Raw genomic sequence first — 16,522 nt, forward strand, 5'->3', positions numbered from 1 at the left:
GGTCAGCCCTCCGTTCCGGTCGGCTCGTCGAGAGCGGCGAGAAGGGCGGCCATGTGGGCATCGGCGCGGGTCATCCCGCCCGCCGGAGCCGGGCCGCCACCGGCGCCGCCGGGAAGGGCGCGGAGCCTGGGGCGGCTGGGGGCGTGCTCCCGGGCGATCCAGGACCGCCAGTCCGCAGCCCACACACCGGCCGACCGGGGCGGGTGACCGGCGCGGTGGGCGCGCCACTTCGCGTCGGCCAGGGCCAAGCCCTCCTCGCCGAGGCGGTCGAGGTGTCCTTGCTGGCGGGTCCAGGTGTGGGTGTCGGGGTCGACTTCCCACTCGGCAGCCGGGGTGACGGCGGCACCACCACTGCTGTACCTACGGTTCTTATCCGGTTCACTACGGTTCTGGGTGCCGGTTTTCGGTACACCCCTGTGCCGGTTTCCGGTACCCCGGGGTGCCGGTTTCCGCCGGGACCTGCCGGATTCCGGTACTGCCGGTTTCCGGTACCCCTCGGGGGATTCCGGCACTGCACGGAGCCGGATCCCGTACCGCCGCAGAGCCGAGATCCGCACAGCGGGAGGGGATTCGGGCTCGTCCACCGACTCGTCCGTGTCGTCCGTGCCGTCCGTGCTGTCGGCGTCCGCATCCTGGTCCCGGGCGGCTGCTGCCACGGCTACGGCGGCCAGGGGCAGACGGTAGACCGTGCTGCCCTGAGGCCCCGTGAGGTCGTCGAGCTGTTCCAGCTCGTCGGAGTCGACCAGGCGCTCGATGGCCTCGCGCACCGTGGAGAGGGACGCGCGGGTGCGCTTGGCCAGGCTGGACAGCGAGGCCCAGGAGATGCACTGCTCATCTGCCACCCGGTCGGCGATCGACAGCAGGACCAGGCGGGCGTTTCCCCTGCTGGAGCTGTGCTCCCACACCCACTCACGGGCATCGCTGCTCATCGGCCACTCCCCGAAGGCAGGCGGGAGCTGGTGAGTGGTGCGGCTGCCGCTCGGGACAGGACGGGCCTTTTGCGCAGGGCTGGGCGCATGTAACAATCCCCTTTGATTGCCACGCTGACATGCCTCTAGCTAAGGGATCAGCGTGGTGATGGTGGCGATACCGCCCTTGCCGGGACGGTTTCGTGTTGATTGGGCGTCCGGCGTCCGGGAGTTACCGCTCCCGGACGCCGCCGCTGTATCCGGACCTACACGGTCCGTCGCGCGCGCATGCTGCTCCTCATGGTCGTACCTGCCGGGCGGGCCGCCCGGGGACGACGAACATACGCACTGACCCGCGTCAAGATCCAGACTTGGTTCTTAAAGTCTGTAGAAGTCGTCCGGCCAGGCGCGACGCGGGCCGGATCCACGCAGGATGCGCATCCGGTGCCGGCCAGGAGGGCGTGCCGGTCGACGGCCGCGGCGTACCGGAGCAGTGCGGTCAGGCCGATGACGGCGAGGCTGTGCATGAGGTCCGCGATGGTCTCCGCGCGGGCTTCCTTGCGGGTTCCGTAGCGCCGGCGGCCGGCGGCCTGGTTCCCGTCCGATGAGCTGACGGACCAGTTCCGTGGCGAAGTCCCGGGCCGCGCGGCCGAGTTCTTCGTGGGGGATCCCGTCGGCATCGTCGCACCACAGATGTCCGAGTCACGGAAGATGATCTTCTCGCGGTGGAAGCGGGTGGTGCTGTGCAGGTGAAGTGAGGTGCTCCCCAGCAGTCGGTCGGGGATGGGCACGAGCCTGATCGTCCGCCCCCGTACCTCCCCGATCCCGGCGATCAGCACGTCGAGGTCGAACGGACGGGGGATGGGCATCTCCCCGACGATGCGGCGGGCCTCCCTGCGGACCGAGCGGACGCCCAGCCCCGATTCCCTCGCCCTGCCGCCCCGGAACATCTGGAGCACCCCCACCCGACTTCTGCCTCCCGGTCACGCCGACGCTCCTGCCGGCGGTGCTGAAAACGCGTGTGCTGCCCCGGACACCGACGTGTCCGGTCCTGCGGCACGGCCCTGCCTCCTGACGACAAGACCGTGTCCAACATGTGAGATTCCCCGCAGCGAATCGGCATGCCCCTATTCCGTATCGCGCCCAACGCTGCGACAAAGACACGGGGCCATCTCTCCATCCATTGACTCGACCTGACTCCATTTCACCGAATCAGAAACGAGTGCCGACGGACCGTCGGCGGCGCCAAGAGTACGGCCACGCCAGGCGGTATTGCAATACTGTCATCATTCCTCGCGAGTGCGCCACTGGCGAGGAATATCCCTCAACGCCAACAGTGCTATCGAAAAAGGAAGTTCATGGACGTAGTTCTCCCCCGGACCAGGGCGAAGCAGGAGCGCTCGATCCGCACCCGGGCTCTCCTCCTGGCCGCCGCGGGCGAGGTCTTCGCCGAGCACGGCTATGCCGCGACAACACTCAAGACCATCTATGAGCGGACAGGAAGCACAAAGGGCCGCCTGTACCACCATTTCGACTCCAAGGCGGATCTGGCCATCGCGCTGCTGACCGAGCAGGTGCCGATGGCCACCGTCCCGCCCCAGGAGTCCAAGATCCAGGAGCTCATCGATACCGGGTTCCACTTCGTGGATCTCATGCTGAACAACTCGCTGATCAGGGGAAGCGTCCGACTCTCGACCGACGGCGGACTGCCGCAGGAGATCAACGCGGCCCCTACGTTCCACCAGTGGGCACAGCATGTGGAGCAGGTGTTGACGCAGGCTCATAAATCCGGGCAAATGCTACCCAGTGCGACCCCTTCGGAGGTGGCCAAGACGCTGATCGGCAGCTTCGTGGGAATCCAGCTCATGTCCAAGGCGACCGACGACCGCACGAGCCTCCCGGTGCGGCTCTCCGAGCTCTGGAAGGTGACCCTGCCCGGTATAGCAGCGCCCGGAATGCTCCTCGGTCTCGATATCGCACCCGACCGGCTCACCCGCCTGAAGCTGACAACTCCGTTGATCTGAAATGATCCTGACGGCTTGAAACGTGCCCGTCCGGGGAGCTATCCGAGTGTCGCCGTGAAGCTGATTAAACAGCCCGTTCGGGCTGTTTAATAGATTCGCTTGATCCGTCGTCGAGATGGGTATTCCAGGACTGGGGAATCCCCCCGCCGGGGGTCTCCGTAACGATATGAAACCAAGAAAGGCGACATGATCACTTTACGTAACTCCGCTTGTGCGAGCGACAACAGAGGACATCCCGACAGGACCCGCCCGGTGAGTCCATCCCGAGCGACAACGGCACAAACCACGGAGAGGCCATGGAAAAGCAGAGCTCCCTCACCCTGTTCAGCCACCTGCACCCCATCCACCCGCTGGAGGCCGATCACCATGAACAGGCCGAGATGCTCCTCGGTCTGGGCGCCGCCGCGCCGGTCCAACTGCCCTACGGCGAGCGGGCCTGGGCGGTAACCGACCACGCGCTGGCCACGCGCCTCTTCGGTAACCCTCTGGTCGCCGGACACGCGGACGCCCTCCGCTCCGGGGGACTCGGCGGCGAAAGCCCCGGCGTATGGAACCCGCAGAGCCACGGCCGCGCCATCGGATCCGTTTCCGCCCACCGCGAGGACGAGTGCCGGCGGCTGCACCGCCTGGCCGCGTCCGGCCTCAGCGCCGAACGCCTCGCACCGTTCATTCCGGACATCGAGCGCCTCGCGCACAACCTCCTCGCCGACATCGCACCGCACCCACGAGAGACGGTCGACCTCCGTGCCCGGTTCGCCGTGCGGCTTCCATGCTTGGTGACCGGCATGCTGCTCGGCGTGACGGCCGGCATGCGCGACCTCTTCCACGGTCTCACCACCGGACAGCCTCACGGAACCGGCTCAGGGAGGGCCGCTCTGAACCGCCGGACCGTTCATCAGTTGCTCGGTGACCTGATCGAGGTGAAACGCGCCCAACCCGGCAAAGACCTGACAACACAACTTATCGAAGCTCATGACGTCGAAACGGGCACTCGTCTCTCGCAGCCGGAACTGCTGAGCGCCATGAAGCAGCTGCTCGACGCGAGCAAGATCACCGCGAACATCCTCGACCACGGCATCGTCAACCTCCTCCGGCACCCGGACCAGCTCCGCCTGGTCCGCGACCACACCGCAACCTGGAACGACGTAGTCGAAGAGACCCTGCGCCACCAGCCGCCCGTGGTGTACACGGCAGTCGGATACGTCGTCGACCACATCACCGACGAACCCACCGGCGAACACTTCCTTCGCGGCGAACTGATCACCGCCAACCTCGCGGCGATAGGCCGCGATCCCGACATCCACCGACTCGCGTCGAACTTCGACATCACCCGGCCGACCCGCAGCCAGCACCTGTCCCTCGGATACGGTCACTCCCGGTTCCTGGGCGCCGACCTCGCCCGGACAGTCGCCCGCGTCACCCTCCGTGTCCTGTTCGAAAGCTATCCCGAACTGGCCCTCGCCGAGCCCGGTGTCCTGCACCCACAAGAGTCCTACCTCTGGAACGCCCACCGGTCCCTACCCTCAATCCTCGGCACCGGACCGGCTGGGCAGGCATCCCGCTCCCCCCGATGAGCGGCGCCGGCAGACACATCGACGACCAGCGGTTACCGGCCAGTTCAGGCGTGGCTCCACCTCACCCAGGTGCAGGCCAGCTACCAGGGGCCGTCCTCCAAAAGAAAACGCCAGCGCCGCTCCGGCGGTCGGCACGCCTTCGGGCGCGAACCGCGGCTTCCGTGTCCCGTCCCGGAGCCGGGTTCGCCCCCAAGGCAGCTCCCCGGCCCGAGCGGCGCACGTACGCGGTGCTCTCGATGTGCCCGTGTGGCCAGGACCTCTGCGTGGCATGGCGGGCTGCCTCCACCACTGCCGACGGGCGACTCCCCGCAGGCAAGGCGCTCCCCGGACCGTGGACCGGACCCCTGCTCCCGGGTCTGGCTTCGCGCAGTGCGCCCTTCGCAGTGGCTGTACGGGCATTTCGCGTGCCGGCGCGTCCTGGTGCCGGGTCGGCATCGTGGGATCCGTCAGCGTGTGACGGGCGCCGCCCGTGCTCCGTACGGTCACGTTCTCGACGGTACGGAGCATGGGCTACATGCTCTCTCGGAGTGCCCAGGCGATCGACACGGACGGTTTCAGACCGTTTTGATCATGTATTAGGCCGGTTTGTGTATGCCGTGCGTGTTGTCGGTCAGCGGTCCTGGGCGAGGGCGTAGAGCTCGCCCAGGAGGCTTCCTTCGGTGGCTACGAGGTCGTCGAAGGTGCCCTGCTCCCGGATGCAGCCTTCTTCGAGGACGATGACCCGGTCGGCCATGCGTACGTTGTCGAGCCGGTGCGTGACCACCACGGTGATCCGGTCGGGTGCGGTGGTCCGCAGTTTGCGGAAGATCTGGTGTTCCCCGCGGGCGTCCATCTCGCTGGTGGGCTCGTCCAGGACGAGTACGGCCGGTTCTCGGTACATCGCCCGGGCGCATGCCAGGCGCTGCCACTGGCCGCCGGACAGTTCGTGGCCGCCCCAGACCGAGCGCGCGAGGAGCGTGTCGAGCTGGTCGGGGAGTTCGCGCAGCGCGGTGGTCATGCCGACGCGGTCGGCTGCGTCCCAGATCTGCTGGTCGCCGTGCTCGTGGGGCTGGCCCAGGGTGATGTTCTCCCGTGCTGCCAGCGGCCAGTGGCCGTTCTTTTGCGGGACGAGGCCGACGTGGCGCCAGACCGATTCCGCGTCGGCGTCGGCGAGATCGGTCTCGTCCCACAGGACTTGGCCGTCGGTGGGCACGGTCAGTCCGGTGAGCATGCGGATCAGGGTCGACTTGCCGGCGCCGTTCTCCCCGACGAGTGCGACGACTTCGCCCCGGTTGAGGGTGAGCGTGATCGGTTGCACGGCGGCGGAGTCCTTGTTCGGGTAGACGTAGGAGGCACCCTTCAGGCGGATCTGCCGCGGGGCCGTGGCCTGTGTGGTGCCGCGGGCCGTTGTCATGGAGCGGACCTCGCCGATGAACTCGTGATAGTCGGAGAGGTAGAGGCCGTGGTGGAACATCACCGTGCCGTAGCGGATGATGGAGTTGAGCGCCCGTCCGGCGGTCTGAGAGGCGATGATGGCGCTCCCGGCGATCGTCGTCGCCATGGCGCCGGTGAGGACGAGCGCGGCCAGCGACGCCCACATGCCGAGCGTGAACAGACCGCCGAGCGACGCGGCGAGCAGGGTGATCAGCAGGTAGGGGCGCGCGCCTTGGAGTTCGCGGCCTTCGACACTGTCACACATGCTCCGGTACCAGAAGTGCAGGTATCCGCGCATGGTGTTGGCCCGCAGTTCGTCGGCGAGGTCCGCCGTGGTCAGCCACCAGCGCATCATGCCGCGCACGTTGCGCGCGGAGATCGTACGGTCGTGGATGCGGTAGTCGACGCGTGCGGCGATCACTCCGCCCAGGCCGCGGGGGACGACGGACAGCAGCAGCACGCCGAGCAGGAGCGGGTGGAGCGAGGTGAGGACGGTCGCTGCCGATGCGAGCTGGATGAATCCGTTGGTGAGCGTCTTGGCGTCGTTGGCCAGGTCGACGGCGCGCAGTGCGCCGATCTCCGCCGCCTGGCTCCTGTCGGTGAAGCCTTCGGCGTCGTAGGCCGCGAGTTCCGCCCGCATATGGAGGTCGACGAGCGCGAGATCGGCGGCGGAGGCGATTTTCGGGTTCAGGCGCCGGGCCGCCCAGTCCGCGAGGATCCACATGACCGAACCCGTGCCCATCGCCACGACCGCGACGGTCAGTGCCGGCCACGCCTGGGCCAGCCCTTCGCGCGGGTCCTCGACCATCAGCTGTGGCAGGGCCCTGGAGACGGCGGTGAGCATCACGGCCGTCCCGAGACCGGACAGAAGCTGGCAGACGACGATCGTGATCACCATGCGCCGGTCGACGGACCAGGCCATCCGGGCGGTTTGCCTGAGCGCTGTCGGGATCCGGCGGGCCATGTCCCACAACGTCGCGTCGTCCATGGCATGCCGGTGCTTGCGGCCGTTGTAGTCGATCTCAGGCGGCGCGGACGGCAGCGGAACCGCAGACCGTGCCGCCGGGACGGACACCATCTCCCCTCCGTCGTTCCCCGGCTCCGTCACCCAACCGGCCTTCCTCCCAGGGCTGGAGGGACGCGTCATGCGAGCACCCCCGCCATGCGCCCGTCCAGGGAGAGCTGACCGCGCGCGGTCACCTGGGGATCGCCGTCGGCCGGACCCCGCACTAGGCAGTTCACCGCGTCGAACGCGGCCGGGCACGTCCACACGTGCAACCGGGCCAGGAACACGCCGCCCTGCTGCCGGTACGCCTCGTACGCGTGAGCGGGCGGCGGCGTCATCTCCCGGATCGGCTGTCCGGGCGCCGCGGCCAGCAGGAGCGCCAAGCGTTCGGGGCTCGACGCGAGTCCCGCCACGAGCGCTGGAGCCGAGTGCCCAAGCGCCCGCCTGTCGGGGTGGACGGGCTCCCGCACCAGCGCGTGCTCCCATGGGTGTGGGATGTCCGAGACGGCGAGGCGGCTGCCGAGTCCTCCGGGGAACCAGGCGGACGGGGACGCCGGAACAGCGGTCGACTCGGTCATGCACCCCACCTCGATGCCGGCCGTGATGCGGATGCGAACGGGGCACGACGGGCGCCCATGGGGCGTCGAAGCACGGTCGCCTCAACAGCCCGGGCGGGGGAATTCTCGAACACAGGGCGAACAGCGGCGAGCACAGGCACGGGATACACGGATGTCTCCTCGGGACGGGAAGCGGTCGGAGCACCCGGGGCGGAGCGCTGAAATCGGGTGCGAGACCGAACCCTCGCGTGAGGGACTGACAACGAGCTGGCGCAGGAGCGGGATCCGGACAAGCGGCGCAAGGCGCGCCGACCAGTCGGCGGTGGCTCACCGGAAGGGGCCGAGAAGCACGGTGGCAGCGGCACCCGGGCCCGAGATCCGGCACCGGAACGTGATCCATTTCAGGGGGTGCCGGGAGAGCGGATCATGTCGACGTACGGCTCTCGCAACGGCCCTCTGCCGGAAAGGGGGCAGGGGACCCGGCTTACCCCGGGACGCAGCCACGAATGTCTGAATCTGCTCACCCCCGGACACGGCTGCGCTACTGCTTGAGCCGGTGAAGCGAGACCAATTCTCCGCTCCACCGGGGCATCTGGTTGGACGCCGACCCGTCCGTCCGGGCGCCGAAGCCCTGCCGTCGGCCGATGTTCACGGGGCGGCCGGTGCCTACGCCGACAGTGCAGGACGTGGGATCACGCGGCAGCCACGGCGCGGACGGCAACGCCCGAGGCGCCCCGCGCAGGCACTCGCAGCCAGCGGTTCTGGCCCGGGCGCGGTGAGCCTGGGCGCGGACCGGGAGGCTCAATTGTCACATCACCCGCATTTTTGCGCGGGTCACTCTCGGCAGTGGTCGACGGGGTGCCCGGTTACAGGCGCTTTGCGCGCTGAGCGATCACGGCGTGTGCCTCCGGCTCGCTGAGCGCCAGGTAGACGACCGGGTCTGGGTCGCGGAGATGCTGCTTGAACTCAACCTCCCACACCTCGGCGATCTGGCCTTCGATGTAATGCTCGGTGAGCTGATACCAGTGCTGGACGACCCGCCAGGACACGCGGTTCGGCTCCGGCCAGGCTCCGCGGCCGATGCTGAGGTGGTAATGGCCGACGGCCGCGGCGATCGTCTGCCGCAGATCATCGGGCACGTCCTGCGGGTTGCACGCCCGCGCCAAGACCGTTTCCAGGTCCTCGGCGCAGGAGGGGTGCGGAGGGAGCGGCTCGCTCATGGCGGCAGGCGGGCGGTCCTTGAGGGATCCGCGCTGCCGCAGCGGCCAGCGGCGGTCGAAGGCGCGCCGGAGTTGGTGGGCGTCGATGTCCTCGGTGCCTTCGCTGTCGTCGAGGTCGACAACGTAGCCGACGGCGTCCACGGTCTGCGTATCGTCGTCGAAGGCCCAGCCCCACTGCTGCACGTACCCGCGCTGCCCTTTGAAGGGGCCGTAGGTGACACGGACCCTCTGCGATGTGGCGTAGCCGCCGTGCCGGGCGATGAACACCGTCTGGATGACATCGGCGGCCCAGGATGTGCAGACCTCGACCGCCGGATCGGGCAGCGCGGCGCCGATGCCACGGCTCATACCGTCCCACCGGGGCTCGGGCGCCGTGAGACGGTCTGCGTCTGGCCCCCAGTAAGCCAGTTCGTACGGGGCCGATTGCCGATTGCGTGGTCTGACAGGCGCGTCCGGCTCCCAGGTCCGGGTCAGCTAGCGCCATCGCTGCATCACCGGATCGTCGTTCTCACCCCCCTGGCCGAGGTTACAGTTGGCGCCGGGCAGCACGTCGCGGACCAGGGTGCTGACGCGGCCGTCGTCCCGCAGATGCCACAGCACTGACTTCCACTCGACTGTGGCGACGGGCTTCTCCTCGCGCAGATGCAGACTGTAAAGGACCACGGCGATGATGTCGCGGATCGCGACATCGTCCCAACAGTTCTCGTTCACGGCATGGCGCCCAACGGCCATCGCGGCCGTGGCACGGTGAACGCACTCTTCCCACGCATCGTCGCCCGATCCCTTCGGCCTGTTCATCAATAACTCCTTGTCCTCCTCATGCCGCCGACCGGGGCCACCTTGTCACTGCCGGGCCTCGGAAGGGGACGATGCGCCCCAGTCTGACGACGTACGCCCAGGTCACCACGCATGTCATCGACGGCATCCCGCCCAGCCCGCAGTCCACCGACGTCGACACGGCCGCCGAAACAGCCCGCGCGGCCGGCGCGGACGTCATCGTCGGCATCGGCGGCGGCAGGGCCCTCGACGCGGCGAAGGCAGTAGCGGTCAGCATCGCCCACGGCCTGTCAGACCACTCATCGGCACCACCCTGCCCCCGCGCTCCAGCTGCCTGCCCGTCATCGCCGTCCCCATCACGGCAGGCAGCGGAGCCGAAGTCACCAAAGGCGCGATCATCACCGACACCGTGCGGCGCGTGAAAGCCGGAATCCGCGGCGACGACCTCTACCCGAAGACCGCCATCATCGACCCGGCACTACTGAGGTTGAACTTGTGGAGTCGTAGGGGCTGACGGCTCGTCGCTCGTGCGGTATCACCGGGGCATGCGGTATCCACAAGGGGGCGTGTCGGCGTACGACCTTGTCTGGCCCTGGCAAGATTTTCGTGAAGCGGGAGTGTGCCTCGGTGCGCCGGTGACGCTCCGTCACGGGTGGTTGCGTCGGAGTCCGGCCATGAGGATGACGCGGTGACGCAGGAGCGGAACTCCGGCACGGCCGGCCATGATCCTCTTCTGAAGCTTCAGATCCGTGATCCGGCCTTCATTGACGCCGGAGTTGAACGGGGTGGTGATCCCCTGAACGACTGCCTGCCGGTCCTCGCGAATTGCCTTGGCAAGGCCGTCCAGCGCCGGGAGGTGGGAGGCGGCGAGGTGGTCAAGCCAGTCCGGCAGTGGGGCGGCGTCGCGGGCATCGAGCATCGACGCGAACTGTCGTACCAGGTCGTGGGTTCGGTCCAGCTCCGGGCAGTGCTCAAGCAACCGCCGAAGTGCCTCGGTGGCGTCCAGGCCGCGCCGAGACGGCGTCGTGGTGATCCAACGGGCGACCTGGCGGGGTGAGGGTGGCCGCTCGCGCGGTGTGCTGATCGGCAGACCGCGACGAAGAGGTGCGATGGCCATTTTGACTCTCTGGTAGTGGCCTGCGTAGCCCTTGGCGACGATCTCCTGGTGCAGCACTGTCGCGGTGTGCTCGCCTTCCTCCCAGCGTTGACGCAAGTACTCCAAATATGGGTCGAGGCTCGTGGACCGGCGGGGCGGAGCGCGGCGTACGCAGTCCTGCCAGGAGGTAGCGCGCGCGTACTTGGCCACGGTGCGTCGGTTCAGGCCGAGCTCGCGGGCGATCGCGCTGAGCGAGCGGCCGGAATCGGAGACAGAGTGCACCGCCTCGAACAGCCGCTTGGCGTGGCGGCGAGCGGGAGAATCAACCGTCTCGGACAGTTCTGCCGGCGGTGGCGCGGCAGGTTCGGAATCGGATTCAGGTACTGCGGCGGACAGACAGGCGCGGTGGGCGGCAGCGATGTCCGAGACCCGTTTCGACAGTCCCTGCCAGAGGTGAAAACGGTCGCTGACCTGCACCGCTTCCGGGGCACCGTCGGTGATGCCCTGCCGGTAGACCAGCGAACCGTCCCGGCACACCACCTCGACGCCCGGATGCGTACGCAGCCAGGCGGCCAGTTGCTCGGCATCGCGCCCGGCCCACAGCTCGATCGGCAACCGCGTGTCGGCATCCACCAGCAGCGTGCCGTAGACATTCGCGTACAACGCGAAGTCATCCACACCCAGCACTCGCGGTGTCGCGATCGACGGCAGCCGCATGCGCATCAGCTGCAGCAGCACACTCGTCCGCGACAGCGGCGCCTTCAGGATGTGCAGGAGCCGAGATCCGCCACGGCCGGCGAGCAGCACTCCGGCCATCTCCACCAGATGCTGCAGAAGCGTACTGCGACGCTGATACCGCACCGTCAGCCCCTCTACCTGCTCGGCAAACGTCCGTCGGCCACAGCTCGGACTGTCGCAGAACAAGCGCCGCACCCCCAGGGTGATCAGCACCGCGCGTCCACCGGCAGCAACGTCGGCCAGCGTGCGGGAGTACCGGCTGTGCGCCCGCGCTGATCCGTGTCCGCAGTCCGGACACGCCATCGTCAACTCGCGTGTCCGAGCCGCGATACGGACCACGCCGTCCGTCGACCACACCCGCTCCACCCGCACCACATCCAGGTGCGGGGACATAATCCGTACGAGGTCATCGCTCACTCGCAGACGATCCCGCTACCCGTGACGGAGCGTCACCGGCGCACCGAGGCACACTCCCGCTTCACGAAAATCTTGCCAGGGCCCAGTTCACGTGTACGCCGACAGGGCGGGCTGACCGCCGAAAGGCAGCAGTTTCGCGAGGAGTTACGGCTCAAGGCGGCTGAGGGGTTCGCTCGGGGCGAGGCGAGTTCGGTGATCGCCAAGGACCTACGGGTCAGCGTTCGTTCAGTGCAGCGATGGCGGCAGATGTGGGACGAGGGCGGTCCGCGGGCTCTGCGGTCACAGGGCCCGGCGTCGCTGCCGAGGCTGAGCGAGAAGCAGTTCGCCCAGCTGGAGGCGGAGCTCGCCAAGGGGCCGGCCGCGCACGGCTGGGAGGACCAGCGCTGGACCTTGAGCCGTGTGAAGACGGTGATCGGCCGGCGCTTCCACCTGACCTACACGGTCCAGGGCGTACGCAAACTCCTGGTCCGTAATGGCTGGTCCTGCCAGGTCCCGGCCCGACGAGCCATCGAGCGGGACGACGAGGCGGTGGCCGGGTGGGTCAAGGAGGTGTGGCCCTGCGCGGAAGACTCGCGGCGGCTCGTGGAGCCTGGCTCGTCTTCGAGTTGCGCCGTGAGGCGCTGTGATTCGTGTGGAGGTGAGAGACCTTCACCGCTGACCTGTCGTAGCAGGGAGGTGGAGCTGAGGGCAGCCTGATCCGGGTGGTGCCGGGGAGGGCGGGAGCGGCCCTGACAAAGCCGGGACGTGCCAGTACTGCCAGATGGTGCGGGTTCGGCAAGCGGGATGGAGAGGAGTACGCGAGGAACCGGCGTCTTTACGTCTCTTAACGACTACACCGGCTCGAAACCTGGTGGATCTGGGCCGGAAGCGGTGCGCACTCGCTGCCCGAGGGCGGCGGGGAACTCCCTGACCGGTATTTCGAAGCCGCTCGGGAGGCCACGAGGAAGGTCTGCGGCGTACCCGTGGCGATGCCGCAGGGACACAGTCGGGCTCCTACTCCAACGAGCGAATCGCAGTGAACACGGGAACCACCCGTTCTCAACTCCCCTGTCGTGCACGGCCAGTGCCCGGCTGGGGATAGGCGCATCGACCGCTGAACGGTCCGGGTGGGGCGGAGCCGCCGTAGTACTCCGAGCCGGGGAGAGCCCGCGCACATGGGGAAGGGCGGCAGCGGTATCGAGAAGGGAAGGAGACTGCAATGCCGAAAGACGCGCCACTGAACAGCGGTGCTCTGCTGGAGGCGGGCCCGGTGGGTCCACGCCAGCGGGTATCGGAGATGCAGGCCAAGCTTCACCGTTGGGCGGTGGCCGATCCCGGCCGCCGGTTCGATGATCTGTTCAACCTCGTGCACGACCCGGCGACGCTGATCGTGGCGTTCGACCGGGTCGCCGGCAACCGGGGAGCCCGTTCTCCCGGCGTGGATGGCCTGACGGCCGCCGATGTCGAGGAGCGATTCGGGGTCCCAGGTTTCCTGGGCGACCTACGGGCCCAGCTCAGGCAGGGCTCGTTCCGGCCGTTACCGGTGCGGGAGCGCAAGATTCCCAAACCGGGTGGGTCGGGGAAGGTTCGGCGGTTGGGGATTCCCGTGATCGCCGACCGGGTCGTCCAGGCCGCGCTGAAGCTGGTGCTGAAGCCGATCTTCGAGGCCGACTTCAAGCCGGTCTCCTACGGGTTCCGGCCCAAGCGGCGGGCTCAGGACGCGATTGCTGAGATCCACTTCTATGGCACCCATGGATATCGGTGGGTGCTGGACGCGGACATCGCGGCGTGCTTCGACGAGATCGACCACGTCGCGCTGATGGGCCGTGTCCGGATGAGGATCAAGGACAAACGGGTACTGGCACTGGTGAAGGCATTCCTGAAGTCCGGTCTCCTCACGGAGCTCGGGGAACACCAGGAGACACTCACCGGCACACCGCAAGGGGGCATCATCTCCCCGCTCCTGGCGAACATCGCCCTGTCGGCGCTCGATGAGCACCTGCACCGGGCATGGGAACCAGACGGAGAGTTGTCCACTAGCGGTCGGCGTGAACGACGGGGTGCCAAGGGTCTGCCTTCGTGGCGGCTGGTCCGCTACGCGGACGACTTCGTCGTCCTGGTCAAAGGGACCAGGCAGGACACCGAGGCACTGCGCGAAGAGATCGCCCAGGTCCTCGCACCGATGGGGTTGCGGCTCTCGGAAGCCAAGACCCAACTGGTGCACCTGAGCGAGGGGTTCGACTTCCTGGGGTTCCACATCCAGTGGCGCCGCAAGCGCGGAACGGACAAGTGGTACGTCTACACCTTCATCGCCGACCGGCCCATCCGGTCGGTGAAGGCGAAGATCCGTACGCTCACCCACAGGACATCGCAGCAGGACCTGGCCGTGGTCCTGGTGAACCTCAACCAGGTCACACACGGATGGGCCAACTACTTCAGGCATGCCGTCGCGAAGCGCAACTTCAGCAACCTGGACAACCTTGTCTGGTGGCGAGTCATCCGGCTGCTGCAAGAGCGGCATCACTGGAACTGGACGGACGTCCGCAGACGGCTCACCACCCCCACCGGGCGGTGGCGGCCGATCAGTGCGGGCGAGATCGAGTTGCGGAAGATCAGCGCGATCCCGGTCACCCGGTATCGCTACCGCGGCAACACGATTCCCAATCCCTGGGTCACTGCAACAACCTGACGGCAGAGACCGTGGAGAGCCCGTTGCCTAGTAATAGGCACGGCGGGTTCGGCGAGAGGTCTGGGGAAACGGGCCGGGAGTAATCTCGGCACCGCGCCTCGGGCCTACTCAGCGACGAAGCCGGCTTCTCCATGACGCCGCCGCAGGCGAAGACCTGGTCACAGCGCGGCCGGACTCCGGTGGTGCGGGTCCGCGGCCGTTCCCGCAGACGGATCTCCATCGCAGCGCTGACCTGCTACAAACCCGGCCACCGGTCGAGGCTGATCTACCGGCCGCGCCGGGACGACGGCCGGCGTGACGGGCGTAAGAGTTTCTCCTGGCGCGACTACCGGGACCTGCTGATCGCCGCCCACCAGCAGCTCGACGGCCCCATCGTGCTCATCTGGGACAACCTCAACGTCCACAAAGCCGCCGGCCTGCGGGAGTTCGCCGCATCCCGGGACTGGCTGACCATCTACTACCTGCCGCCCTACGCACCCGACCTCAACCCCGTCGAAGGGATCTGGTCCCTCCTGCGACGCAGCTGGCTCTCCAACGTCGCCTTCAGCACCCCTGAACACCTCGTCCAGACCATCAGACGCGGCTTACGGCACATCCAGTACCGCAGTCACCTCATAGACGGCTGCCTCGCCGAGACCGGCCTGACCATCAGACCCACCTGAGCAACCCAGCGACATCACAAGTTCAACCTCAGTAACCCGGCAAGGCCACAGGATTTCCGCCGACACGGTGGGCGACCTCCTGCGCGAGGAGGGCTTCAGCCTGCAGAGCAACGCCAAAACGCTCGAAGGCAAGCAGCACCCCGACCGGGACGCACAGTTCCACCACCTCAACGAGCAGGCCCGCAATCACCAGGACAGTGGGTCCCCAGTGATCAGTGTGGACACGAAGAAGAAGGAACTGGTCGGCCCCTTCAAGAACAGCGGCCGTGAATGGGAGCCGGCAGGCGAGCCGGTGCGGGTCGATACCCACGACTTCCCCGACCGCGAGCTGGGCAGGGCGGTGCCCTACGGCATCTACGATGTCACCGCGAACACCGGCTGGGTCAACGTGGGCACGGACCACGACACCGCCGCGTTCGCCGTCGAATCCATCCGCCGCTGGTGGAACGGAGCCGGGCGGACTGCCTATCCGACGGCCGGCCGACTGCTGATCACCGCCGATGCCGGCGGCTCCAACGGGTATCGCACCCGCACCTGGAAGACCGAACTCGCCCGGTTCGCCGCCGATGCCGGACTGGCGATCACCGTCTGCCACCTGCCTCCCGGAACATCGAAGTGGAACCGGATCGAGCACCGGCTCTTCTCCCACATCACGATGAACTGGCGGGGAAGGCCCCTGACCAGCCACGAAGTCATCGTTCAGAGCATCGCCGCGACCACCACCAAAACCGGCCTGACCGTGCACGCCGAACTCGACACAAACTCCTACCCCACCGGCATCCAGGTCAGCGACGACGAGATCGCCGCCCTGCCGATCACCCGGCACCGCTTCCACGGCGACTGGAACTACACTCTCCATCCTCAGCATCCGACGGACACGACGGAGACCAGTAGCACGTCAGACCAGACCCTGGCGAACAGGCTGGATCGCCTCACACAGCGTTCACTGCAGGACCCTGAACTGACCGGTATGACCCGCCAACAACTCAGCCGACTCATCGACACGCTGACGCCCGCGCTGGAGATTCAACGCGAGAAAGTGCTCCGCACACGTCGTGGCCATGAGCGTCTGGTCGCCCCCGGTACAGGAGCCAAAGCCAAGCTCACCCCAGCCGAGCGGATCCTGGCCACCGTGCTCCACCTGCGCAAAATCGCCACCATGAACCTCCTGGGCCAACTCTTCGGGGTCACCGCCGTGACCATCTGCCGAGCGAGTCAGGAAGTCCGTCCACTCCTGGAAGCACACGGCCACCGCATCGATGCCTCCACCGCCCGCTTCCGCACGCCAGCCGACATCACAACCTTCCTCGCTCCAGAGCCCACCTAAACCAAGATCAAGAAGACGAGTTAATGATCTGCATGCCCTTAGCTTGGCGTTTATCGCCTGTGGTCGAACATGGCCTCGAACTTGCTGGCGCTTTCGGCTGAGTGCCTGACGCGAGAACGGCCTTCGTTCGATCCT

13 protein-coding genes and 2 pseudogenes are annotated in these 16,522 nt (G+C 67.6%); 8 read left to right on the plus strand and 7 right to left on the minus strand.

From position 1 onward, the window contains the following. Positions 1-2: 2 nt before the first annotated feature. Both ACFTZC_RS39050 and ACFTZC_RS39055 read right to left on the minus strand, forming a co-directional pair. Positions 3-929 (minus strand): helix-turn-helix domain-containing protein, encoded by a 927-nt coding sequence (locus tag ACFTZC_RS39050; RefSeq protein ID WP_382898494.1) that lies wholly within the window; start codon positions 927-929, stop codon positions 3-5. A 245-nt stretch (positions 930-1,174) separates the two neighbouring features. After that, a complete protein-coding gene (locus tag ACFTZC_RS39055) occupies positions 1,175-1,777 on the minus strand; it encodes a hypothetical protein (protein WP_382898496.1) in 603 nt (200 codons plus the stop codon). Positions 1,778-2,266: 489 nt separating this feature from the next. On the opposite strand from ACFTZC_RS39055, the gene ACFTZC_RS39060 reads away from it, so the two are divergent. Both ACFTZC_RS39060 and ACFTZC_RS39065 read left to right on the plus strand, forming a co-directional pair. Then, the gene (locus ACFTZC_RS39060; protein ID WP_382898498.1) at positions 2,267-2,932 is read left to right on the plus strand and encodes a ScbR family autoregulator-binding transcription factor; all 666 of its coding nucleotides are present in this window, start codon (positions 2,267-2,269) and stop codon (positions 2,930-2,932) included. Positions 2,933-3,228: 296 nt separating this feature from the next. Further along, on the plus strand, positions 3,229-4,506 hold the full coding sequence (locus tag ACFTZC_RS39065; RefSeq protein ID WP_382898499.1) for a cytochrome P450: 1,278 nt from the start codon (positions 3,229-3,231) through the stop codon (positions 4,504-4,506). 610 nt (positions 4,507-5,116) lie between these two features. On the opposite strand, the gene ACFTZC_RS39070 is transcribed toward ACFTZC_RS39065, so the two are convergent. The 4 genes from ACFTZC_RS39070 to ACFTZC_RS39085 form a co-directional block, all read right to left on the minus strand. Next, positions 5,117-6,997, minus strand: coding sequence for an ATP-binding cassette domain-containing protein (locus tag ACFTZC_RS39070; protein ID WP_382898518.1), 1,881 nt, complete (start codon positions 6,995-6,997; stop codon positions 5,117-5,119). Between the two features lie 65 nt (positions 6,998-7,062). After that, entirely contained in the window at positions 7,063-7,503 is a 441-nt protein-coding gene (locus tag ACFTZC_RS39075) for a hypothetical protein (RefSeq protein ID WP_382898501.1), read from the minus strand. 845 nt (positions 7,504-8,348) lie between these two features. Then, a complete protein-coding gene (locus ACFTZC_RS39080) occupies positions 8,349-9,050 on the minus strand; it encodes a hypothetical protein (RefSeq protein WP_382898502.1) in 702 nt (233 codons plus the stop codon). A gap of 126 nt (positions 9,051-9,176) precedes the next feature. Beyond that, on the minus strand, positions 9,177-9,500 hold the full coding sequence (locus tag ACFTZC_RS39085) for a hypothetical protein (protein ID WP_382898504.1): 324 nt from the start codon (positions 9,498-9,500) through the stop codon (positions 9,177-9,179). Between the two features lie 71 nt (positions 9,501-9,571). Here ACFTZC_RS39085 and ACFTZC_RS39090 point away from each other — a divergent pair. Both ACFTZC_RS39090 and ACFTZC_RS39095 read left to right on the plus strand, forming a co-directional pair. Further along, a pseudogene (locus tag ACFTZC_RS39090) lies at positions 9,572-9,769 on the plus strand (iron-containing alcohol dehydrogenase); the annotation flags it as partial. A gap of 23 nt (positions 9,770-9,792) precedes the next feature. After that, positions 9,793-9,993, plus strand: coding sequence for an iron-containing alcohol dehydrogenase (locus tag ACFTZC_RS39095; RefSeq protein ID WP_382898520.1), 201 nt, complete (start codon positions 9,793-9,795; stop codon positions 9,991-9,993). Between the two features lie 132 nt (positions 9,994-10,125). On the opposite strand, the gene ACFTZC_RS39100 is transcribed toward ACFTZC_RS39095, so the two are convergent. Next, positions 10,126-11,730: an ISL3 family transposase gene (locus tag ACFTZC_RS39100; RefSeq protein WP_382898506.1), complete on the minus strand. Its 1,605-nt coding sequence runs from the start codon at positions 11,728-11,730 to the stop codon at positions 10,126-10,128. Positions 11,731-11,841: 111 nt separating this feature from the next. Between ACFTZC_RS39100 and ACFTZC_RS39105 the strand changes: the two genes are divergently transcribed. From ACFTZC_RS39105 to ACFTZC_RS39120, 4 genes and pseudogenes are all read left to right on the plus strand, one after another. Beyond that, complete coding sequence (locus ACFTZC_RS39105) at positions 11,842-12,426, plus strand: winged helix-turn-helix domain-containing protein (protein WP_382898521.1); 585 nt, start codon at positions 11,842-11,844, stop codon at positions 12,424-12,426. Positions 12,427-12,928: 502 nt separating this feature from the next. Then, on the plus strand, positions 12,929-14,398 hold the full coding sequence (gene ltrA, locus ACFTZC_RS39110; RefSeq protein WP_382898507.1) for a group II intron reverse transcriptase/maturase: 1,470 nt from the start codon (positions 12,929-12,931) through the stop codon (positions 14,396-14,398). A gap of 131 nt (positions 14,399-14,529) precedes the next feature. Beyond that, a complete protein-coding gene (locus tag ACFTZC_RS39115; RefSeq protein WP_382898508.1) occupies positions 14,530-15,060 on the plus strand; it encodes a transposase in 531 nt (176 codons plus the stop codon). A 31-nt stretch (positions 15,061-15,091) separates the two neighbouring features. Further along, positions 15,092-16,387, plus strand: a pseudogene (locus tag ACFTZC_RS39120) (ISAzo13 family transposase); the annotation flags it as partial. Positions 16,388-16,522 lie beyond the last annotated feature (135 nt).

The organism is Streptomyces sp. NPDC056987 (assembly GCF_042673865.1).
GTDB lineage: Bacteria > Actinomycetota > Actinomycetes > Streptomycetales > Streptomycetaceae > Streptomyces.

Coding starts and splice junctions, on each gene's coding strand:
- ACFTZC_RS39070 (WP_382898518.1), bottom strand. CDS start 6,997: ATGGTGTCCGTCCCGGCGGCACGGTCTGCGGTTCCGCTGCCGTCCGCG.
- ACFTZC_RS39065 (WP_382898499.1), top strand. CDS start 3,229: ATGGAAAAGCAGAGCTCCCTCACCCTGTTCAGCCACCTGCACCCCATC.
- ACFTZC_RS39055 (WP_382898496.1), bottom strand. CDS start 1,777: ATGCCCATCCCCCGTCCGTTCGACCTCGACGTGCTGATCGCCGGGATC.
- ACFTZC_RS39115 (WP_382898508.1), top strand. CDS start 14,530: ATGACGCCGCCGCAGGCGAAGACCTGGTCACAGCGCGGCCGGACTCCG.
- ACFTZC_RS39080 (WP_382898502.1), bottom strand. CDS start 9,050: ATGAGCCGTGGCATCGGCGCCGCGCTGCCCGATCCGGCGGTCGAGGTC.
- ACFTZC_RS39075 (WP_382898501.1), bottom strand. CDS start 7,503: ATGACCGAGTCGACCGCTGTTCCGGCGTCCCCGTCCGCCTGGTTCCCC.
- ACFTZC_RS39085 (WP_382898504.1), bottom strand. CDS start 9,500: ATGAACAGGCCGAAGGGATCGGGCGACGATGCGTGGGAAGAGTGCGTT.
- ltrA (WP_382898507.1), top strand. CDS start 12,929: ATGCCGAAAGACGCGCCACTGAACAGCGGTGCTCTGCTGGAGGCGGGC.
- ACFTZC_RS39060 (WP_382898498.1), top strand. CDS start 2,267: ATGGACGTAGTTCTCCCCCGGACCAGGGCGAAGCAGGAGCGCTCGATC.
- ACFTZC_RS39050 (WP_382898494.1), bottom strand. CDS start 929: ATGAGCAGCGATGCCCGTGAGTGGGTGTGGGAGCACAGCTCCAGCAGG.